This window comes from Paenibacillus sp. FSL L8-0708 (genome assembly GCF_038009325.1).
GTDB lineage: Bacteria > Bacillota > Bacilli > Paenibacillales > Paenibacillaceae > Paenibacillus_AQ > Paenibacillus_AQ odorifer.
In genome coordinates this window covers 7,110,180-7,132,733 of the sequence record NZ_JBBPBC010000001.1, presented here as the reverse complement: position 1 = coordinate 7,132,733, position 22,554 = coordinate 7,110,180, and the positions used below count along the sequence as shown (strand labels likewise).

16 protein-coding genes and 1 riboswitch are annotated in these 22,554 nt (G+C 44.6%); of the genes, 8 read left to right on the top strand and 8 right to left on the bottom strand.

The window, feature by feature from the left end:
• The first annotated feature begins 86 nt into the window (after positions 1-86).
• From NYE58_RS33555 to NYE58_RS33540, 4 genes are all read left to right on the top strand, one after another.
• A complete protein-coding gene (locus NYE58_RS33555) occupies positions 87-410 on the top strand; it encodes an L-rhamnose mutarotase (RefSeq protein WP_038573529.1) in 324 nt (107 codons plus the stop codon).
• A 223-nt stretch (positions 411-633) separates the two neighbouring features.
• The gene (locus tag NYE58_RS33550; protein WP_341004039.1) at positions 634-1,788 is read left to right on the top strand and encodes a cation:proton antiporter; all 1,155 of its coding nucleotides are present in this window, start codon (positions 634-636) and stop codon (positions 1,786-1,788) included.
• Between the two features lie 277 nt (positions 1,789-2,065).
• Positions 2,066-5,074, top strand: coding sequence for an efflux RND transporter permease subunit (locus NYE58_RS33545; protein WP_341004038.1), 3,009 nt, complete (start codon positions 2,066-2,068; stop codon positions 5,072-5,074).
• Positions 5,075-5,749: 675 nt separating this feature from the next.
• The gene (locus NYE58_RS33540; RefSeq protein WP_076220158.1) at positions 5,750-6,541 is read left to right on the top strand and encodes a helix-turn-helix transcriptional regulator; all 792 of its coding nucleotides are present in this window, start codon (positions 5,750-5,752) and stop codon (positions 6,539-6,541) included.
• 186 nt (positions 6,542-6,727) lie between these two features.
• Here NYE58_RS33540 and NYE58_RS33535 read toward each other — a convergent pair whose 3' ends face one another.
• The 3 genes from NYE58_RS33535 to NYE58_RS33525 form a co-directional block, all read right to left on the bottom strand.
• Positions 6,728-7,915, bottom strand: a complete 1,188-nt coding sequence (locus NYE58_RS33535) for a copper amine oxidase N-terminal domain-containing protein (protein WP_076276889.1) — start codon at positions 7,913-7,915, stop codon at positions 6,728-6,730.
• 44 nt (positions 7,916-7,959) lie between these two features.
• Positions 7,960-8,313 carry a hypothetical protein gene (locus NYE58_RS33530; protein WP_339245216.1) on the bottom strand — a complete coding sequence of 118 codons (354 nt, stop codon included), beginning with the start codon at positions 8,311-8,313 and terminating at the stop codon, positions 7,960-7,962.
• A 304-nt stretch (positions 8,314-8,617) separates the two neighbouring features.
• Complete coding sequence (locus NYE58_RS33525) at positions 8,618-8,746, bottom strand: hypothetical protein (RefSeq protein ID WP_341004037.1); 129 nt, start codon at positions 8,744-8,746, stop codon at positions 8,618-8,620.
• Positions 8,747-9,063: 317 nt separating this feature from the next.
• Here NYE58_RS33525 and NYE58_RS33520 point away from each other — a divergent pair, with 317 nt between their 5' ends.
• Positions 9,064-9,279, top strand: a complete 216-nt coding sequence (locus NYE58_RS33520; protein WP_076220896.1) for a response regulator transcription factor — start codon at positions 9,064-9,066, stop codon at positions 9,277-9,279.
• Positions 9,280-9,504: 225 nt separating this feature from the next.
• Here the strand turns inward: NYE58_RS33520 and gcvPB are convergent, their stop codons facing one another.
• The 3 genes from gcvPB to gcvT form a co-directional block, all read right to left on the bottom strand.
• Positions 9,505-10,965: an aminomethyl-transferring glycine dehydrogenase subunit GcvPB gene (gene gcvPB, locus NYE58_RS33515; protein ID WP_341004035.1), complete on the bottom strand. Its 1,461-nt coding sequence runs from the start codon at positions 10,963-10,965 to the stop codon at positions 9,505-9,507.
• A complete protein-coding gene (gene gcvPA, locus NYE58_RS33510) occupies positions 10,962-12,314 on the bottom strand; it encodes an aminomethyl-transferring glycine dehydrogenase subunit GcvPA (protein ID WP_076276885.1) in 1,353 nt (450 codons plus the stop codon). The genes gcvPB and gcvPA overlap by 4 nt, the downstream gene beginning before the upstream one ends.
• Before the next feature lie 106 nt (positions 12,315-12,420).
• On the bottom strand, positions 12,421-13,533 hold the full coding sequence (gcvT, locus tag NYE58_RS33505; RefSeq protein ID WP_076276884.1) for a glycine cleavage system aminomethyltransferase GcvT: 1,113 nt from the start codon (positions 13,531-13,533) through the stop codon (positions 12,421-12,423).
• A 186-nt stretch (positions 13,534-13,719) separates the two neighbouring features.
• Positions 13,720-13,818: riboswitch (glycine riboswitch) on the bottom strand.
• Between the two features lie 226 nt (positions 13,819-14,044).
• On the opposite strand from gcvT, the gene gcvH reads away from it, so the two are divergent.
• On the top strand, positions 14,045-14,437 hold the full coding sequence (gene gcvH / locus NYE58_RS33500) for a glycine cleavage system protein GcvH (RefSeq protein ID WP_036678614.1): 393 nt from the start codon (positions 14,045-14,047) through the stop codon (positions 14,435-14,437).
• Positions 14,438-14,858: 421 nt separating this feature from the next.
• Here gcvH and NYE58_RS33495 read toward each other — a convergent pair whose 3' ends face one another.
• Positions 14,859-15,701: a flagellar motor protein MotB gene (locus NYE58_RS33495; RefSeq protein WP_076276883.1), complete on the bottom strand. Its 843-nt coding sequence runs from the start codon at positions 15,699-15,701 to the stop codon at positions 14,859-14,861.
• Entirely contained in the window at positions 15,698-16,480 is a 783-nt protein-coding gene (locus tag NYE58_RS33490; RefSeq protein WP_076123782.1) for a flagellar motor protein, read from the bottom strand. The genes NYE58_RS33495 and NYE58_RS33490 overlap by 4 nt, the downstream gene beginning before the upstream one ends.
• Positions 16,481-16,659: 179 nt before the next feature.
• On the opposite strand from NYE58_RS33490, the gene uvrB reads away from it, so the two are divergent.
• Both uvrB and uvrA read left to right on the top strand, forming a co-directional pair.
• Complete coding sequence (gene uvrB / locus NYE58_RS33485; RefSeq protein WP_036678623.1) at positions 16,660-18,651, top strand: excinuclease ABC subunit UvrB; 1,992 nt, start codon at positions 16,660-16,662, stop codon at positions 18,649-18,651.
• Positions 18,652-19,110: 459 nt separating this feature from the next.
• Positions 19,111-21,984 (top strand): excinuclease ABC subunit UvrA, encoded by a 2,874-nt coding sequence (uvrA, locus tag NYE58_RS33480; RefSeq protein WP_076276882.1) that lies wholly within the window; start codon positions 19,111-19,113, stop codon positions 21,982-21,984.
• Positions 21,985-22,554: the final 570 nt, after the last annotated feature.

Below are 22,554 nucleotides of genomic sequence, written 5' to 3'. Positions count from 1 at the left end.
CTACTCTATTCAGGTACAATAATAGGTATCAAATGTCCCTAGTTCTTAATATGTGTAAAAGAGGGGATTTCTAGGAGGATGAGCAGATGAGCAGCAATAAATTGGCTTGGACATGGCGGGTGAAGGAAGAATGTTTAGAGGAGTATGTAGCTATGCATTTAAATCCTTGGCCAGAAATTTTGGAGGAGCACAGTAAGGCTGGTATTTCTAACTATTCCATCTTTCAGAATGGCAATCAATTTTTTTACTGTTATGAGTGTGAGGATAGTAAGGCGGCTTTTGATTACATTGCCAAAAGTGATGCTTGCAACCGCTGGAATGCGATTACCTCTAAGATGGTTGAAGGGTCATTTGATTTCAATGATGAGGTGCCTATGCAGCCCTTACGGGAAGTGTTCTATCTGAAATAAGCAATTCAATTCTAGAACAAATCAAATGTGCATAATTTATATTATCGGCGCATCTGGTTTACAGTTATTTTAAATATAGGTATAATATAATTTATAAAGTTAAATTGAATAATTATTTGTTTTTTGGAGGAGCCTGTCAACAAGGGCTCCTCTTTGTCTTTTTTTGGCTTGGAGAAGCTCCTGGTTGGCAGTTCTTATATACAACAAGGGAGTGGATTGAAAGATGGAGTTTGTTTTATATCTTATGCTGATCATATTGTTCACCAAAGTAGCTGGTGATCTATCTGTGCGGCTTGGGCAACCAGCTGTGCTAGGTAAGCTTATTGTGGGAATCATACTGGGGCCTGCGGTACTGGGCTGGGTTCAGGATGGAGAGTTTATTCATTATATCTCTGAGATCGGTGTTCTACTGTTAATGTTCATAGCGGGGCTTGAGACGGATCTGGATCAATTGCGCAAGAACTGGAAATCAGCTTTTGCAGTAGCCGTCGGTGGAATTATATTACCCTTTTTGGGTGGGTTCGCCTTAGGAGAAATGTTTGGTTTTGCTTATCATAATGCTTTGTTTATGGGCGTTATTCTTAGTGCAACATCGGTCAGCATATCGGTGCAGGTGTTAAAAGATATGAATAAGCTGAACACACGTGAAGGCTCTACAATTCTGGGGGCTGCCGTAGTAGATGATATTCTAGTTGTTATTTTGCTCGCTGTTCTGATGAGCTTTTTTGGTACAGGTACAGACGTTTCTATTGGTCTTTTAATTGGGAAAAAGGTGTTGTTCTTTGCCGTAGCGATTATTGCCGGATGGTTCATTGTTCCTCGGGTCATGAAATGGATGGCTCCGTTGAAGGTGACAGAGGCGATTATTTCAGCAGCGTTAATGATTTGTTTCGCATTCGCCTATTTTGCTGAAATCATGGGGATGGCAGGAATCATTGGTGCCTTTGCGGCTGGGATTGCTATCTCGCAAACTTCCTTTAAGCACACGGTAGAATCCAAGCTCGAGCCGATTGCTTATTCGATTTTTGTGCCGGTCTTTTTTGTAAGTATCGGACTTAGTGTTTCCTTTGAAGGGGTAGGCAGTCAAATCGGCTTCGTGCTCTTGCTTACGGTGGTTGCCATTCTGACCAAGCTGTTTGGTGGCGGTCTGGGTGCGCGTCTTACAGGCTTTGATAACCACTCGTCTGCCATTATTGGGTCAGGGATGATTTCACGGGGGGAAGTTGCGTTGATCATTGCCGCCACAGGGCTGCAAAGTGGCTTGTTACAGCAACAGTATTTTACTTCGGTCATAATTGTTGTCATTGTAACTACACTTGTAACGCCGCCACTATTGAAATTTATGTTCCGTGATCCAGTACGTGCGGAAGGGAAATAAACCATAACAAAAGGGAGTCCTGTTGGCCATTTATATGGCTAACGGGGCTCTTTTTTTATGCTCACGTTCAAGTTGCCATCATCAAGAAAAAGGACGGGGATCTGTCTACAGAAGGGGAAAGTTCCCCGTCTTAAGACTGAGTACGAAACCAGCCGTAGGGCTGTTTTGACTTCAGCCAAAAATGACTAAACTAAATCTCGGGATGGAAATTAATACATAATCAAACAGACATAAGGGGAGTGCCAGAAATCATGTGGAGTGGAAGGGGAAAAAGAAAATGAAATGGTTAACAAAATGGTCGTTCGGTAACAAGGCTGCGGTGGGGCTTTTAGTAGTCATGGCTCTTGTGGTGGGAGGGATGAGCTACACTTCGCTTCCAATGGAATTTATGCCAGAGGCGGATAATCCTCAAGTGACTGTAACTGTGCTGGGTCCTGGTCAGGATACACATGCTATGGAGACTAATGTAACGAAGCCGATAGAAGCTGGAGCAGCTTTTGTGAAAGGGAAGAAGGAAATACTGTCCACTTCCGGAGACGGATATGCGCAGGTGAATATTTTTTATGATTCGAAAACGAATATGAAGGATGCTGCACAGGAGGTCCAGAAGGTCGTCGATTCATTGAAGTTCCCGGAAGGGGTAATGGCTCCTTTTGTACTTCAGTTGAATACCTCCATGATTCCTGTGTCACAGGTTACCCTTGCTTTTGAGGAAGGCCTGACTAAAGAGAATCTTAAGCTTGCGGAAGAAACTATCATTCCAGAGATGCAAAAAGCTGAAGGGGTAGCAAACGTTGCTTTATATGGTAAGGTAACTCCGCAGGTCAGTGTTAAGCTGGACCCAAAATTAATGGCGGAGAAGGGAGTCACGACTCCACAAGTATTAGGTTTACTTCAAGGACGTAATATATCGGCATCCCTTGGGGAGCAAACGATTGGTGGGCAAACCGGCAATGTTAACGTAGTTTCTACGATAGATAGTATGGATACTTTAAAAAATCTTCCTGTATCTGCGGGCGTTAAGCTGCAGGATATCGCTGCTGTCGAATTGAAGCAGGATCAGGAAAGTGTCAGCCGTTCGAACGGGAAAGACGTTCTATTCGCCATAGTGACCAAAGAGGCTAATGCAAATGCAGTCAGTGTCGGAGATAACATTCAGGCTGCCGTAGATCATATTAATAAAACCATTCCTAATGCAGAAGCAGCAGTGGTGTTCAGTACATCGGATATGGTAGTTACCTCGGTGAACAGTATGATGCGTGAGGTATTGCTAGGTGCATTATTTGCGACGATCGTGATTCTGTTGTTCCTGCGTAACCTGCGGGCTACTCTGATTACGGCAGTATCCATTCCGCTTTCGTTAGCGGTCACCTTATATCTGCTGAACATTTCCGGCATAAGCTTAAATATCATTACACTCGGGGGAGTCGCGGTTGCGGTAGGCCGCTTGGTCGATGATAGTATCGTGGTAATTGAGAATATTTACCGTAGGCTGCAAAAAGAACCCTTTTCCCGTGAAATGATTATTAGCGCAACTGGGGAAGTGGCTAGAGCGATTACTTCATCAACCATTGCTACGGTAGCAGTATTTCTGCCAATGGGTCTCTTGCGTGGTAGTTTGCAAGCTTTCTTACTGCCGTTTGCTTTAACAGTGACCTATTCATTGCTTACTTCACTCGTAGTAGCTTTGACGGTTGTTCCTCTTTTAAGCTCATGGCTGCTGAGAAGAACATCAATGAAAGAACACGAACCTTCTAAATGGTTTATCCGCTTTCTGGACTGGAATCTTCACCGTAAATGGGTTAGTTTATCGTTGGGTCTCCTGCTTCTGATTGGCTCCATTGCTGCTTATGTGACTATGCCCAAAGGGGCGCTCGATGCTTCGGATGCCAGCTATGTTTCTGTTCAGATGAATTATCCCAAAGATGTTCCTGTCAAAGATATTTTGGAAAAGGGAAAGCAGTTAGAACAAGATTTGATGAAGCAGCCACAAGCAGAAACGGTAATCATGCAATCAGGGAATAGTGCGGACGCCGCTAAGTGGGGGAGTGTTACCTCTGAAACCTTAGTGGACTATACCGTTGTTATGAAAAAAGGTGCAGATGCTCAGGCTTTTATTGATCATGTTCGTGAGGTAAAAGATTCATACACTGGAGCAACACTTGTTGCTAACCAAATGAGTATGATGGGATCCAGCTCTACCAGTGAATATATTGATATTGTCGGAGATAATCTTGCGGATATTACTACTGTAGCAACAGAAGTCACCGCTAAGCTGAAGTCCGTAGAGGGAATTCAAAAAGTCAGCAGCAATATGGAGGACACGAAACCTGTATTTTCCTTTAAGGTAGATCCGGCGCAAAGTAATGCGCAAGAGATTTCAATGCAGCTGTCAGCGATGCTTAATCCGATTCCAATGGGGCAAATTGAGCTTGATGGTGACGCAGCAGGTGTAGTGTTAGATCCTATGGTTCAGCCGCAAACGGAGCAGGATTTAAAAGCGCTGACGCTCATGACGGCTGAGGGGCCGAAGCCGCTGTCTCAGCTCGCAACTTACGAGGTTCGGAATGAACCGGCAATGTTGTTCCATAAAGATGGGAAGCCGTATGTACGAATTACAGCAGAGGTTGATCCGAAGAAGGTATCTGAGATCGGTGCGAATATTAAAAAAGAAACCGATAGTCTTACACTTCCGAAAGGCGTGACCTTATTTGCAGGCGGAGCGTCAGTTGATCAGTCAGAGGATTTCAACGACCTGGGTATGACGGCATTGATCTCCATCGGGTTGGTGTATCTGATTATGGTACTCACCTTTAAAACCCTTCGGGCTCCACTGGCGATTATGTTCTCCTTGCCGCTCGCAGCGATTGGTGCGATTGTTGGACTTATCGTGTCCGGTGTAACGCCTGACTTCACAGCTCTGTTCGGGGCGTTGATGTTAATAGGTATTGTTGTTACGAATGCCATTGTGCTGATTGACCGGATTAAGCAAAATGAAGCCAATATGAGTATCCACGAGGCTATTCTAGAAGCTGCCGGAACACGGATGCGTCCGATTCTCATGACGGCGATTGCCACCATCTGCGCCATGACACCGCTGCTGTTCGGCCATGCCGAGATGGGCAGCATCGTCTCGCAAAGCTTGGCGATTGTAGTCATTGGCGGTTTAACCGCAGCAACACTGCTTACGCTGATTGTAGTGCCGGCGATTTACGAGTTGTTCTACTTCCGTAAATCGGCAAAAGAGCGTAAAGGAGCAGAAAAGACTAATGCTCCGGCGCTTTAAATAAGTAAACGGCAAGCCTCCGGGTTAATGGGGCTTGCCGTTTTTTTTGTTTTGTTACAAATTCTTATAATTATGGAGTTAACTTGTCTACACTAATAGCCAAAACTTTGTTTAGGAAAGGCTGAAAGGCGCTTTGCCAGATTGCAATATCACCCCCCTGAAATAAATATTTATTTTTTAATTTTAAATATTGCTATTTTCACAACAATGTACAGAGCATTTAACATAATTATTAAGAAAGATATTATTGGAAATATTCTATTTACCGCAGAAAATGCCAATATAAATAATGAAAACAAAAGTAAAAATGGAATAGACTTTGTATACTTTCTACTGAAAATCCCTACTAAACTCTTGATGGAATTCATTCCTTTCAGGGTAGCAGATATAAGTATCTCCATTGTTTTATTTTCCCTCTGATCGACGTACATCCTAATTTTTATAGAAAAATTGGATTTTGTCTATGTCCTAGGTAGGATATAGACAAGTGTTAATTATTATGCTCTGTTCTTTTTTGCGAAACTTCAAGGATACAGGACAGTGAAATGTTCTTGTTAATAATCATTTTAAATCTTGCTAATCTCTCACAATCCTAACGACTTATGTCATTGTTTTCCTTTGTATGGAGTGCTATGCTCTGTTTTAAAAATACCATTAGTTAGGAGATTTTACTGTTTGGATATTCTTGAATGCGAACGTGCCTGGTTTACGGTAGATGATGTAGATAAAAAATCCAATAATTCTGTGTGTGAATTTTGCCAACCCTGGAGTAACATCAAAACAGAAAAATCCTTTTCTATTGAAGAGCTGGTTCCCTACGAGATATTGGTTGAAGTATTGCATTCAGAATTGGCGGAAGTAACAGAATTTCTCTTATTGCCCTTTGTCTTTTTCTTAACAGATCGAGCCGGTAATATTATTAATATTGTTAGTCCATTCGAAATGTTTCAGGAGAAAATAGATCATTTTGGAATTAGGAATGGAACTAACCTCTCGAAGCAATTCTCTGGAGTGAATGCAGTTTCTTTAGCGATGGAGGTCAAGTCAATTGCAGTAGTGCGTGGAAAAGAGCATAGTAATCCAATGTTTAAAGAGTGGAATTGTGTATGCGCTCCTATAATGATAAATGGTTTTATATGTGGATACATCGACATCTCATTTGAAGCCGAGAGACAACTGGGTTTTTCGATCCTCTTTATTAAGCAATTATCCGAAAAGATTGTTTTGAAGTTGAAGGAAAAAAGCCCAAAGCTAATTGAACACAGATTTCAGGAAAAGTGTGATTCGTATCGATTATCGCCTAGAGAAAGGGAGGTAGCCTATCATTGGTCGCTAAGAAAGGGTGCGTTGCAAATTTCCAATGACCTTAATGTGAAAGAGGGGACTGTGCGGAATATCGTTAAGAGTATTTATAGTAAGCTGAATATCAGCGAGAGATGGGAATTGATTGAGATACTTATGTTATAAATTTGGATAAATGAAGTTCTAAACATTTATTTGTACATAGGATTTTTAAAGTTATATGTCACGTAAAGATTGGCGATTGTGGGGGGGAGCGGGTAAGACTGAAGATCCGGCGCTTTAAATAAGCAAACGGCAAGCCTCCGGGGTTATGGGGCTTGCCGTTTTTTGTTTTGTTACAGATCCTTATAATTATGGAGTCAGCTTGTCTACACTAATCGGATAGGTCTGATCCAGCATCCATTTGCCTGATTTGGATTTCTTCAGCGTTGTGACAGAGGTGGAGCGGTTATCCTGAAAGTCAGGACCCTTAAGCTTGATGCTCGTCTGAACCATATATACGGCTGCGGTATCCTGGGTATAATGAATGATTTTGGCAGATTCCAGAGTGAACTTTAGATCATAGGCTGTGAAAATTTGGCTGAAGAGCTGTTTGGTTTGTTCGAGAGCAGGGGACTCAGGATCAATAGTAGATAGCACACCTTGAATATTCTCTGCATTGGTATAGTCCAAGTTGCTCTTAAGCACAGCTAATATATCCGTTTCATCCGCCTTCGTCACAGCTGGCTTAGCGTTCAGCAGTTTATCTGGGAGGATATATTGTACGCCTTTAATCTGCAGGTTGTTGATTTTCCAGTCTTCAGTGCTGGCGGTACGCGTTAAGCTATAAATATATTCAGAGGTATTGTCTAAGGTGAATGGACCGCTGAGGTGTGTAGTCGTTTCAACGGTGTGAATCGTAGCCTCTGTGGGTTGAAGGCTGATAACCTCTAATTGATCAAGTGAAGTGGTCAGATCGTATTGTTCCATTTGGCTCTTAATTTGTGGCCCGATGACCACAAGAGGAGACTTGCTATCGATTAGGCTCATGAACCCTTCATAATTCTCATTGTTGGTATAGGTTACGTATTTTTCAAAAAAAGCATTGATTTCCTGCGGATTTACCTGGTTAGTCTTGCCTGTAATGGTTACTGTCTTCGAGTGTGCATTCCAGGAGACTTCATTACCTGTAGCCTCCCCAACGAAGCGCAGCGGAATGTAAGTGGAATTATTGATGAGCTTAGGGGCAACAGAAAGTTGGGTTATAACACCATTGATGCTGGCCTGCTTACTACCTAGTTGCAGTGTAATCGTAAGCCCTTCCTTAGTACCCGTTATGGTACCTGTGGTTTGATTCCAATCGATTGAAAGTCCTAGTTTTTCAAAAACCGGACGAAAAGGAACGACAATTGTACCATTATCATTGAAGGGAGACTGTCCCTTCAGTGCGAGCTGTTGCTGATTGATCTGAATGGAGATTGGCTTCTCTGCGGCATGGACAGGCCAGGCGATAGCGGTAGAAAGAAGAGTTGCTGCGATTAGGCTAGATATGGTTTTCATCTTGTGATATCTCCTTTGGGTTATGAATGATAAATTAATGGTTATTAGAGGATAACTCCACTAAGAGCCAAAGTAACTTTTGCTTGGAATAAACCGTACTTTACTTTTTGCTTATCGAATTGCTGATTTAAGTTTAGTAAATCCAGCTTGTTCTGATCTGCCTGAGCCGCTGAGATTAACCTGTTTTTTAGGAGAGTATCATTATCCTGGGAGACGCGTACGAGTTCCAATCGCTGCTCTTTTAGTTCTGAGTATTCAAAATCAATTTCATTGGCTTCCGGCTTATAACTAGCCAGTTTTTCTTCGAGTTGTTGTATTATATTTTTGTGTGCAATCTGGCTAGACCATAGGACTGAATAATAAGTGATGAGTTCAGCATCGGTTGGAGATGGTCGCAAGACAGGATGCTCCGCAATCTTTGATGTCGTATTGTTTGACGCAATGATATTTTGTGAATGCCATAAAATCGCCTGTAAAGCATTTATTAAATGATCAAAAATTTTATTTTTTCAATGAATATAATAATTCCCCGATGTTCTTACCTGTATTAAAGATAAGTAAAGAACAACTACCAACAAATATAATAAGTATAAGTAATCCAACGATAGGATTCTTATCAACGTAACTGCTCAAGTTACTGAATAAGAATTTGATATTGTTCATTCATTCCCACTCCTCATTATAAGTTGTCAAGACGGCAGATTACCGACGCACTAATTGATGCTTATTTGATCCAACATTTTCAGAATTCATTTTCGCCTGGTAGACAGCCATGTTTTCGAAGTGAAGTTTTTTATTCTTTTCAATTATCAGGTTATCAAGCATGTTCATATTCATGATCTCCTAACTGTTCAACTTATCAAGCACTTACAAATACAACAATAGTGCTGTGATAAAAAAAGTTATATATCCCCTGTTAGATATTTACTTTTATCGATTATTGTGCTTTGTGTAAAAATGAAAGCTTGTAACATACTTAGTGGTCTTGAAATATAGTGATGGAGAGTTAGAACCGCACTATCATAATGCAATGGTACAACTGGTACATAGTGAGGTGAGCAGAATCGCAGAATTCATCACGATTTGCGATCCCTTTTATACAACAAATAACGGACAATATTAGCAGAAGATGGTTGGAGAGTTCTGATTTGAGGAAGCAGGACCTAGAAGCCAGATTTCAAGAATACAGACTTACTGCAAGAGAGAGAGAGGTTGCTCACTTGTGGTTGTCAGAAAAAGGAGCTCTGCATATTTCGGGTGAACTGGGCATCAGTGAAGGAACGGTAAGAAATATTGTAAAGAATATTTATACGAAGCTACGTGTGAATGAAAGGAAGCAGTTTGTAAAAAAACTGGCGGACTAGACATCAAGCTTAACTTTTTCTGGTCTTACTTACATACTAGATATAGGCAGCGGCTGTCTCGAAGTCTTCATGACTTTGAAAGACAGCCGCATTTTTGGTTTGCTTGGAACTCTAACTTATCTGATTTGGCTTCTATTATTGCAAGAATAGTAGCCACCTAATGAAGGATTCGGTTACATCTTCGAGAGACTCCGAGAGAATTTTTCTTAGAGGAGGACATTATCCTTACCCGCAAGAACAATTCAAAACCGGCTTACGCGCAGCCTGTGTCTCATCCAAACGGCTAATCTCTGTAGTATGCGGTGCGTTGATTACGATTTCCGGTGTCTCCTGCGCTTCTTTCACAATCTGAATCATCGTATCGATGAAGCCGTCCAGTGTTTCTTTACTTTCGGTTTCCGTCGGCTCGATCATCATGCATTCCTCAACAGTCAAAGGGAAGTACACGGTTGGCGGGTGGTAGCCAAAGTCGAGCAATCGTTTAGCGACGTCTAAGGTGCGCACGCCATATTGCTTGAGGTTTTTGCCGGACATCACGAATTCATGCTTACATACACCCGGATATGGGATTTCGAAATACGGCGCCAGACGGTGCATCATATAGTTTGCATTCAGCACGGCATTTTCGGATACCTCACGCAGTCCGTCTGGACCATAGGTGCGGATATAGGCATAGGCACGAACCAGAATACCAAAGTTTCCGTAAAAAGCTTTCACACGTCCAATGGATTCAGGACCACCGAAGTGAAGTGAGAAGCTACTATCTTCATTCTTCACCACAGTAGGTTGTGGCAATAATGGAATGAGGATAGATTTTACGCCGACTGGTCCGGCTCCAGGGCCGCCACCACCATGTGGGGTGCTCATTGTCTTGTGCAAGTTCAGATGCACAACGTCAAAGCCCATGTCGCCAGGGCGGGTAATGCCCATAATGGCATTGGAGTTGGCTCCATCGTAATAGAGTAGGCCGCCTGCTTCATGCACGATCTCAGCAATCTCGACGATTTGGGTTTCGAACAAGCCGAGTGTGCTTGGGTTAGTTAGCATCAGCGCGGCTGTGTCGCTACCGACGGCTGCTTTCAATGCTTCAAGATCGACCATTCCTTTATCTGTGGAAGGGATCGTGATCGTTTCAAGTCCTGCTGCTGAGGCACTAGCAGGATTGGTTCCGTGCGAGGAATCCGGCACGATAACCTTAGTACGCGTCTCGCCGCGACTTTCATGGTAGGCGCGGATCATCATGAGGCCGGTCCATTCACCATGCGCACCTGCGGCAGGCTGTAAAGATACTGCATCCATGCCCGTCAGCGCGGACAGATCATTTTGCAGGGTATACATTAATTCCAGTGCGCCTTGAATACTTTCTTCCGGTTGGTAGGGATGAATTTTGGCGAAGCCGGAGAAGCGGGCAACATCTTCGTTAATCTTCGGATTGTATTTCATCGTGCATGAACCGAGTGGATAGAAGCCATTGTCTACACCAAAGTTGCGACGTGAAAGAGAAGTGTAGTGGCGAATGACATCCACTTCCGATACTTCTGGAAGTACGACGGGTTCGCTACGGAGTAAATCTGATGGAATCAGGGACTTCAAGGTTTCTTCCTGCGGCACATCGCATAGTGGCAAAGAATAGGCCGAACGGCCGGGACGGCTTAATTCAAAAATTAGACTTTGCTCCGGTTTCATAAACAGCCCTCCAGTGCGCTAGCGAATTGGTCGATTTCGGTTTTGCTTCTTTTTTCCGTTACGGCAACCAGCATATGTCCAGCAAGTTCAGGATAATCACGACCCAGATCATAACCGCCGAGATAACCGTCCTTCAGTAGCTTCGAATTAATAGCGCTCACGCTGCAGCCTTCAGGAAGCTTCACGACAAATTCGTTAAAGAATGGGGAGGAGAAGGCAAGTTCAGCACCTGTTAGTCCGCTAAGTTTATTAGCGGCGTAATGACTTTTGCGAATGTTCAGTTCGCCTACTTCCCGCATGCCTTCTTTGCCCATAACGGACAAATAGACGGATGCGCAGAGAGCCAGCAGCGCCTGATTGGAGCAGATATTCGATGTCGCTTTTTCACGACGAATATGCTGTTCACGCGCTTGAAGTGTAAGAACGAAGCCGCGTTTACCATTACGGTCTACCGTTTGGCCAACGATCCGGCCTGGCATGCGGCGCATCAGGTGATCAGCTACGGCAAAGAATCCGCAAGTTGGACCCCCGAGAGAAGCTGGAATACCGAGTGGCTGAGCATCACCGACTACGATGTCGGCTCCAAGTTTGCCCGGAGTTTCAAGTACACCAAGAGCTATTGGGTTGGCGCTGACTACAAGAAGACCTTTAACCGCGTGAATCAGCGGCTCAACCGAGCGAAGATCCTCAATGCTGCCGAAGAAGTTAGGCGATTGCACCAGTACTGCGGCAGTATCACCATCGATAGCTTCAGCAAGTTTAGCTTGATCGGTAACACCGTCTTTATAGTCAATCTCCACCACCTCCAGACCCCAAGCATTAGCCGAAGTACGTAGCACTTGGCGAGCCTCAGGATGAACGGTACGGGAGACGATTAATTTTTTGCGTTTGGTAGCACCAGCCGCGAGAACCGCTGCTTCGGATAAAGCTGTAGCGCCATCATACATACTGGCATTGGCAACTTTCATACCGGTTAGTTCGCAAATGTAGGATTGGAATTCGAAGATCGCTTGCAGCTCACCTTGGCTGATCTCCGGTTGATAAGGAGTGTAGGCAGTGTAGAATTCAGAACGGGAAATGACATGGTTGATGACCACAGGGATGTGATGATCGTATAATCCGGCGCCGAGGAAGCTGGCGTGAGAATCAAAGTCGGCATTTTGGTCAGCCAAACCTTTCATGTGGCGCAGCAGGGCGTATTCATCGAGTGGTTCAGACATCGGCATAGTGCCTTGGTAACGTACCGCTTCAGGAATATCGGAGAACAGCTCATCTATAGACTGAATCCCGACGGTCTCCATCATCTCTACGCGGTCCTGTTCTGTCATGGGCAGATAACGGTGCTTCATTAAGGTTTCACTCCTTGGCTTTTTTAAAATATAAGAAAGTACAATTTTCACGCTATACTTTATCCTTCTATTTCTCGCTTAAAAGCTCACCGTCCTTATATGGACGCTAAAGGCGTTTATACTTGTAAAAAGGGGCCTTAATCACTACAGCCTTAAGCTGCTTACCGCGTATCTCCACGTAAACCTCTGTGCCTATTTCACTGTAAGCAGCATCAAGCAATGCCAACCCCAGGTTACGTTTCAGCGTAGGGGACTGCGTTCCGGTTGTGACCTCACCAATCTTAACCCCATCTGCCCAAACAGGATAATGGGAGCGTGGAATGCCTCGATCAATCATTTCTAGGCCGACAAGGCGACGGGGAATGCCAGCTTCTTTTTGCTGTATTAGTGCATCGCGTCCGATAAAGTCTATTTTGTCCAGCTTCACGAAGAACTGTACTCCTGCTTCAAGCGGGGTGATGTCAGCAGATAGCTCCTGACCGTACAGTGGTAATTTCGCCTCAAAACGCAGGGTATCCCGTGCACCCAGTCCAGCAGGTGTTAATCCGTGGGGCGCGCCTGCTGCAAGCAGTCCGTTCCATAACGTTTCTGCACCTTCCAGCGGAGCGTAAATCTCGAAGCCATCTTCACCGGTATAACCCGTACGGGAGATAAGTACCTCTACACCGCAAACGGTGGCGCGTTCGATGAAATGGAAAGGCTTGAGTGCTGAAATAGGAGCATCCGTAACTTCCGCGAGAATGGTCTCTGCCAGAGGACCCTGCAAGGCGAGCAAAAGCGTCTCGTCAGAGACATTAGTGAGCGTGACTTCGCCGAATTCAGAGGTCAAATGCTCTTGCAGCCACTGGAAGTCTTTGTCGATGTTGGAGGCATTAACGACGAGCATATAATGCCCTTCGCTTAGGCGATACACGAGTAGGTCGTCGACAACTCCGCCATTTGGATAACAGAGCAGCGTATATTGCGCCGCACCATCTGTAAGGCGGCTGACATCATTGGTTGTCATTTTTTGCAAAAAGTCTTCTGCACCGCTCCCAATCACCATGAATTCACCCATATGCGAGACATCGAACAGCCCAGCCTGCTGGCGAACGGCTTCGTGCTCTTTCACGATACCTGTAAACTGTACTGGCAGCTCCCAGCCACCGAAGTCAATGCACCTGGACTCCGTATAAGCGGAATAGAGATCATAAAAAGGTGTTCTTCTCAAAGCATCCATGTCGTCACTCCCCTTGATCTGATTACATACGAAAAAAGGACAGGCAGAAGCAATCATGCATAAATGCACAAATCGCTTTCTGCTCTGTCCTTTGTACCTGAGAGTTACCCTGCCGTAACTAGCTTGCAGGTTTCCCCGTTGGTGATCTGACGCATCTAGCCTTGCGTCTGATGCTCTCCAGAGATACGTCCGACAAAGGTCCTTTTGCCTGAGAGATTCACCCCTGTTAGGGCTTACTCCTTCGGCGCCGTCTTCAAGTGAGACAGTCTCTCCCTATGCCATCATCCGCAATTATATTTCTTCGAGAAACGGTTATTGTCTATAAAAAGACGACAACGTCATTTCTTCTTGTATGTCTCCATTAAACGGGTATAGTCGGGCGCTGTCAACAAGAAAACGTCGAAAAAATGACAAATTTAAATTTCCTGTTAGTAATATTGACATTGTGAGCCGGGATAACTTAGGCTATAACTAAATTTAGAACTCCAAATTGGAAATGAGGCGGCTTGAAATGAGTGAAGTATTAGACAACCTTCTTTACAGCGAAGAGCATGAATGGGCACAGCAAGTAGAAGGGCGAGTAGTACGTGTTGGGATTACGGACCATGCTCAGCATTTATTAGGCGACATCGTATTTGTTGAGTTTCCTGAGGTAGGATCGACCATTTCGGCCGGTGACAGCGTAGGCAGTATCGAATCCGTTAAGACGGTATCGGAGTTGTATTCGCCCGTCTCTGGGACGGTTACCAAGGTGAATGATGGATTAGAAGCTAGTCCGGAGCTTATCAATGATCAGCCGTATGGCGGGGGTTGGATTTTTGAGATTGAAGTTGATGGAGAGTATGCTGATGCTGTAAAAGGTCTGTTAGATGCAGCTGGTTATAGCGCGTTAGTTGCTGAATAATTGGAAATCGGGGACGGAAAATAGTCTGATCAAGTGTGATATTTTTAGCAGCAAGTTTCTGTGATTCGGGGACTTGCTGTTTGTGTTTCTTATGTAGATTGTGCGAGTATTCGTAAACCCAATCGAGTGGTTTGAGGGTCTAGTGGAGTATGGAATTAGGGAAAACCTCCCTCATTTTAGACGATTATAGCGTGAGAGTTAGGGTTTTAGGAAATTCCTCCCTAATCATCTCGGTAAAACCACTATTTCAGACTAAAAAGAGTAATAATCAGGGAGAAATTCCCTCATTCCGCGATTGGATACGATAATAGGTGAATAATCAGGGAGGTTTTCCCTAATTAAATTGGATGAAGCCCCTTGTTAGCTCAATGTGGTAATTGCCATTGCCCCTGCTGCCGAACTTAGCTCTGAGCGCAAACTTTTATTCCACCTCTTGAAGCTGTCGAAGTACAATGATCTCTACGCGTCGATTTTTCTGTTTGCCTGCTACCGTAGTATTATCTGCTGTTGGTCGGGTATCGGCATAACCTGCATATTGAAAAGTGTCCGGGTTCAGTCCTTCATTATCTAAGAAAAAGCGCAGCACAGAAAGCGCACGAGCACCCGATAGCTCCCAATTGTCGTTATAACGTGAAGCTGATGACACTGGTGTATTATCCGTATGTCCTTCAATGCTGATCGTTGCCCCGATATCTTTGAATAAGCCAGACAACTGCTGAAGAGCTGGAAGGGCTGGTGACTTCACATCTGCTTTACCCACATCAAAAAGAAAACGGTCGCTGAGCGTGATTTCTATGCCCTGCGGTTTGTCGGCTACAAATATTTGTTCACCGAGATTATTCTCCTCCACATAGTGGGTGATCACACCCATTAACTCAGCAAGCTTCGCCTCTTGTTCTCGAAATGCCAACTCCCGTGCTGAAGGTGTTTCATTCTCCGTTTGTTCATCAGAACCGTCATTTGGTTTTGCAGTTGCGTTCGCATTTCCATTCCCATTCCCATCTGTACTCTCTGGTTTGTTGTCAGGAGTCTTTCCAGCATCTAAAATACCGTCCCCGCCTTCAAGAACAGTGCTGCTCGACTTGAAAGTCTCGGATAAAGAGCCGGTTACGATATTATATTTGTCAGTGTCCAGGCTGCTCATCGCATACAATATAACGAAAAATATAAGTAAAAGTGTAATTAGATCAGCGTAAGTAATCATCCAACGATCACGGCTTTCTCGATTCTCTACCCGCCGTTTGCGCCGGTCTCTTTGTCTCATATAAAACCTCTTGCTTCTGCACGGTCATCTGTGGTGGTGTCTGAAATGAAGGAGTTCAGTTTTTTACGCACCAGCAGCGGATGATCCCCGTTCTGTAGAGAAAGAATGCCTACTAGCAGCATCTCCATGCTATGCAGCTCACTTTGGCTGCGGGATTTGATTTTGGAAGCAATGGGTAAAAATATTAGATTAGCGATGGCTACTCCGTACAGTGTTGCAGTGAACGCTACTGCGATAGAGGTACCTAGATTTGATGGGTCCGTAAGGTTGCCCAGTACCCTAATGAGTCCCATAACTGTACCGATGATCCCCATCGTTGGAGCATATCCGCCAGCGGCTTCAAAAATCTTGGCGTAGCTTTCATGCTTCAATTCTTTCGCATCCATTTCCAATTCCAAAATCTGTCTTACCTGCTCAGGGTCAGTGCCATCGACGATAAGCAACAGTCCTTCGCGTGTAAAAGGATCAGGATGTAGTTCCGCTTGTTTTTCGAGCATTAAAACGCCGCCGCGGCGGGCCACTGTGGCCATTGCGATAAGCTCTTCTGCTTTCTCTTCATCACGTTCAGGATTGCGGCCAAAAGCCATGCGCAGAGCGGCGGGAATGGAGCGTAGCTTAGCTGCCGGGAAGCTGATCATTACGGCAGCAATCGTACCTCCAAATACAATCAAAGCTGCATTAAGCTGCAGCAGTCCGGAAAGGCTTCCGCCTTCCCAGAGGTAGCCGCCGATTAGCGCAGCCAGTCCGGCCACTAGGCCGATTATTGCGGTAATATCCATGCTTCAAGCTCCTAACATTTCTGTGTATTATGGTTTGCATCGATCTAAGCAACACTGTATAATGAACGGGAACACATATTCTTATCTTCCATATTTTTTACTGTCGTATGGAGAGAGAAGATTCAGACAACAATTATAATATATTAATCTAGTTTAGACGATAGAGGGGAGACGGGCAAATGAGTGATATTGTCGTCAGTACGAAGACTTTTGAATTGGAGTCCGAGTATACACCCCAGGGCGATCAGCCTCATGCCATAGATGAATTACTACAAGGCATCCGGCAGGGTAAGAAGCACCAGACGCTGCTGGGAGCGACAGGTACAGGGAAGACCTTTACTGTCGCGCAAGTTATTTCCAAATTAAATCGCCCCACGCTGGTTATTGCGCATAACAAGACACTCGCTGCCCAGCTGGCAAGTGAGTTTAAGGAGTTTTTCCCGAATAATTCGGTAGACTATTTCGTCAGCTACTACGACTATTACCAACCAGAGGCGTATATTCCCTCCTCCGATACTTATATTGAGAAAGATTCCAGTATTAACGAAGAGATTGATAAACTTCGCCACTCCGCGACAAGCTCCTTGTTCGAACGGCGTGACGTTATTATTGTAGCGAGTGTGTCTTGTATTTACGGTCTCGGTTCACCAATGGAATACGGAAGCTTGCTGTTGTCCTTGCGGGTTGGGATGGAGAAACCGCGCAATGAGATTCTGAGCAGACTGGTGGATATTCAATACCAGCGCAATGATATCAATTTTGTACGCGGAACATTCCGTGTACGTGGTGATGTGGTTGAGATCTTCCCGGCCTCTCAGGGTGAACATGCGATTCGTGTTGAATTGTTTGGGGATGAGATTGAGCGGATCACTGAAATAGATGTTTTAACGGGCGAATTGATCGGTGAACGCGATCATGTCGCCATTTTTCCGGCTTCTCACTTTGTTACCAAGGAAGAAACGATGCGTGTAGCAATAGTCAATATTGAACGGGAGCTAGAAGAGCGGTTGACCGTGCTTCGTGACGCAGGCAAGCTTCTGGAAGCGCAACGTTTGGAACAACGGACACGTTACGACATTGAAATGATGAAGGAAGTGGGTTTCTGTTCGGGGATCGAGAACTATTCCGGGCCACTAACCTTCAGGGAACCGGGAGCAACTCCATATACGTTAATGGATTATTTTCCTGATGATATGTTAATCGTCGTAGATGAATCCCATGTTACCCTTCCGCAAATTCGGGCGATGTATAACGGTGACCGGGCGCGTAAAACAGTGTTGGTAGAGCATGGTTTCCGTCTGCCTTCTGCACTGGATAACCGTCCGCTTCAGTTCGAAGAGTTCGAAGATAAAGTAAACCAGATCATTTACGTTTCCGCGACACCTGGACCTTATGAAATGGAACACTGCGAAACTATGGTGCAGCAGATTATCCGTCCGACTGGTTTATTGGATCCAATCATCGAGGTCCGTCCTACAGAAGGTCAGATTGATGATCTGATTAGCGAAATCCGTGACCGGGTTGAACGCGATGAACGTGTACTCGTTACCACTTTGACGAAGAAGATGTCGGAGGATCTGACAGACTACTTTAAGGAAATCGGGATTAAGGTTCGTTATATGCACTCTGACATCAAGACGCTGGAACGGATGGCGATCTTGCGGGATCTTCGTCTCGGTACGTTCCATGTACTGGTAGGGATTAACCTCCTGAGAGAAGGTCTCGACTTACCGGAGGTATCTTTAGTTGCAATTCTCGATGCCGATAAAGAAGGGTTCCTTCGTTCCGAACGTTCACTAATTCAGACGATTGGCCGTGCGGCTCGTAACTCTGAGGGTCGTGTAATCATGTATGGTGATCGGATCACTGATTCGATGGAGAAGGCGATGAGTGAAACATCACGCCGTCGCGCCATTCAAATTGCTCATAATGAGAAACATGGCATCACCCCCACCACTATTAATAAAAAAGTGCGTGACATCATCGAGGCAACGAAGGTTGCTGAGTCTAAAGCTGATTATCTCACAGGTGTTGGTGGCAAGATGAATAAGAAAGAAAAACAAAGTCTGATCCAGCGTCTGGAAGCTGAAATGAAGGACGCTGCCAAGAACCTGCAATTTGAACGCGCGGCAGAGCTACGCGACGCATTGCTGGAGCTTCGGGCTGAGTAACAAACCATTAATGCATCACCGATATTTAAATTAGGTATTGAACGGTGCTGTCCTAGACCGTTCTTTTTGAATCAATAGAGGGTCGCGTATCCCGCGATGTTTATGACACTTATGCGTATCCGCAGGGACAGCGCCCGAAATGCACTTGGCACTTATGCGTATCCCGCAGGGACAGCACCATGCAACGTTTATGACAGTTGCATGTACCTGTCTTTAGTTAGTGCGCTAACGTCCAAGCGGTCCCGCAGGGATAAGCGCTCCGAGCGTCGTAGTCACTAAGTTACCTCCCACCATACTCCTTCTCCAGAAAATGCGGGTGTCCAGAGGGTGCAACCCTTGGGGCCCTCCCTTGGAAGGGAGGGTTTGGGAGGGATCGAAAGGCTTTGAAAGGGCTTTGAAAAGGCTTTGAGAATATCTTGAAATAAAGTTGAAATAGTTTTTTTAAAAGGAGAGGTTCCGTTGGCGAACGAAAATATTGTAATTAAAGGCGCGAGGGCGCACAATCTCAAAAACATCGATGTGACGATTCCACGTGACCGTTTCGTCGTGCTGACGGGACTTAGCGGCTCAGGTAAATCATCGCTTGCATTTGATACGATTTATGCTGAAGGACAACGGCGTTATGTTGAATCTTTGTCGGCTTATGCACGTCAGTTTTTGGGACAAATGGAGAAACCAGATGTGGATTCGATTGATGGTTTGTCCCCGGCGATATCTATAGATCAGAAGACAACAAGCCGGAACCCACGCTCCACGGTAGGTACAGTTACGGAGATTTATGACTATTTGCGGCTGCTCTTTGCACGTATTGGTCATCCCCATTGCCCAGAGCATGGCATTGAGATTACCTCCCAGACCGTTGAACAGATGGTAGACCGGATTATGCAGTATCCAGAGAAAACTCGGTTACAGATCCTGGCGCCAATCATTTCAGGACGTAAAGGTGAGCATAAAGGACTTTTCACAGATATCTCTAAGCAAGGCTTCGTACGTGTGCGTGTGGACGGCGAGCTAAGAGATCTGTCTGAGGATATTGAACTAGAAAAGAATAAAAAACATACAATAGAAGTTGTGGTAGACCGGATCGTTGTTAAAGACGATGTGGAGACCCGGCTGACGGATTCACTGGAGACGGCGCTTAAGCTTTCGGGCGGTAAAATCCTTGTTGATATCATCGGCCAGGAAGAGCTGCTTTTCAGCTCAAACTTTGCTTGTCCAATTTGTGGTTTTAGTATTGAAGAGTTGGCACCACGGATGTTCTCTTTCAACAGTCCGTTTGGAGCTTGTACAGAGTGCGATGGACTTGGCATGAAAATGGTTGTCGATCCAGACCTGCTTATTCCTGATGCTGAGAAATCCATTGAAGAAGGTGCCTTTTTAGCTTGGACTGGAAGTACTTCTAATTACTATCCGCAATTTCTGAAGTCGGTTTGTGAACACTTTAAAATTCCACAAAACGTTCCGGTAAGCAGTCTGACGCCTGATCATATGAATAAGTTACTGAATGGTACAGGCAGTGAGAAAGTCCGCTTCCGTTATGAAAATGATTTCGGTCAAAAGAAAGATGCGATGGTTGCTTTTGAAGGGATTATACCTAACCTAGAGCGGCGTTACCGTGAAACTGCTTCGGATGGTATTCGTGAATTTATCGAAGGGTTTATGAGTGCTAAGCCTTGTCATGTATGTAAAGGTAAACGTCTGAAAAAAGAAATATTAGCTGTGACCATCAACGATCATAATATTTCTGATGTTACGGACCTTTCAATAGGAGACTGCCAGCATTGGTTTGAAGAGATAAAATTGAGCGAAAAAGAAACAGCCATCGCCAATCTCATTTTAAAAGAGATCTGTAATCGGCTTGGATTCCTTGTGAATGTAGGTTTGGATTATTTGACGCTTAGCCGTGCAGCGGGTTCGCTTTCCGGTGGTGAGGCGCAGCGTATTCGGTTGGCTACTCAGATCGGTTCAAGTCTCATGGGTGTATTGTACATTCTGGATGAGCCAAGTATTGGTTTGCATCAACGGGATAATGATCGCCTGATCTCTACGCTTGCGCATATGCGTGATTTAGGCAACACGCTGATTGTTGTAGAGCATGATGAAGATACGATGATGGCAGCGGATTATATTATTGATATTGGTCCGGGCGCAGGTATTCATGGTGGACAAGTTATGGCTCAAGGGACGCCAGAAGAGATTATGAAAGATCCGAATTCATTAACGGGTGAATATTTAAGCGGACGTAAATTTATTCCGGTTACTGCTAAACGCCGTCCTACCGATGATCGCTGGGTAGAAATACGTGGTGCTAAAGAGAATAACCTGAAAAATGTGAATGTGAAGATTCCATTAGGTGTATTTACAGCGGTGACAGGTGTATCGGGTTCCGGTAAATCCTCGCTTATCAACGAGATTCTTTACAAGAGTCTGGCACGGCAGTTGAATAAGGCTGTGAAGGTGCGTCCTGGTCAGCATAAAGAAATTCGTGGACTAGAAAATCTCGATAAGGTTATTGAAATCGATCAGTCGCCAATCGGGCGGACACCGCGTTCCAATCCAGCAACCTATACAGGTGTATTCGATGACATCCGTGACCTGTTCTCCAAGACAAATGAGGCTAAGGTACGTGGTTTCCAAAAGGGACGCTTCAGCTTTAACGTAAAAGGCGGACGTTGTGAAGCTTGCCGTGGAGACGGGATCATTAAGATTGAGATGCACTTCTTGCCGGATGTGTATGTCCCTTGCGAAGTATGTAAGGGCAAACGGTATAACCGGGAAACACTAGAAGTGAAATATAAAGGCAAAAACATTTCAGATGTGTTAGAGATGACGGTAGAGGACGCAACGGAGTTCTTTGTAAATATTCCGCGTATCCATCGTAAAATGCAAACACTAATGGATGTAGGCCTTGGTTACATTAAGATTGGCCAACCAGGAACCACTTTATCCGGTGGTGAAGCACAGCGGGTAAAATTGGCTTCTGAGCTCTACCGTCGCAGCACGGGTAAAACACTTTATATTTTGGATGAGCCTACGACAGGCCTGCATGTAGATGACATTGGTCGTCTCCTTGAGGTGTTGCATCGTTTGGTGGATTCCGGAGAATCTGTTCTTGTTATTGAACATAATCTGGATGTAATCAAGACAGCGGATTATATCATCGATATGGGACCGGAAGGTGGTAGCGGCGGGGGTACTGTCCTGGCAACAGGAACACCGGAGAAGATCATTACAGTCACAGAGTCTTACACAGGTAAGTATCTGAAGCCGGTTCTGATTCGTGATACAGAGCGGACCGAAGCGCTTATACTTGAGACGGCGGAAACCCTTTAATAAATAGTAAGTAATATAACCTATGTATAATAAGGCCTCGGTATCTTACCGGGGCTTTTATTGTAGGTTGTAAGCAATAGTTTTTACTGGGGAAATATCTAACAAATAACAACGAACGGCTAACCTCGTCCTCTAGAATGGAGTCAAGGCCATTTAAGACGTTGTAGGATTATCCGGTAATTATACGAAAGACGGCTCATAGATATATGATGTGATCTTTCTAGCAAAAGTTATACGGATTCTATAGAAAAAATGGATTTAATAATAGGCAAGGTAGGCATATGTAGGACATGTTCGTAGTAAGATTCAATGAGGAGTATTCTGTTGATAGGGTTAACGGGTAATTGACTAACGTTAGGGTCAAAAGTTCCTTGAAAACCGAATAATTAATCATTCATATCACTCTATCAAATAACTGTTTATTAGATTAGGGAAAACCTCCCTGAAAATCCGAGTTTTTAGATCATAAAAGGTGAAATCCGGGAAAACCTCCCTAATTATCGGGTAGATTCATTCATATAGCCGGTTTTCTAATGATTTTTAGGGAGGAATTCCCTGATAATCACAAAA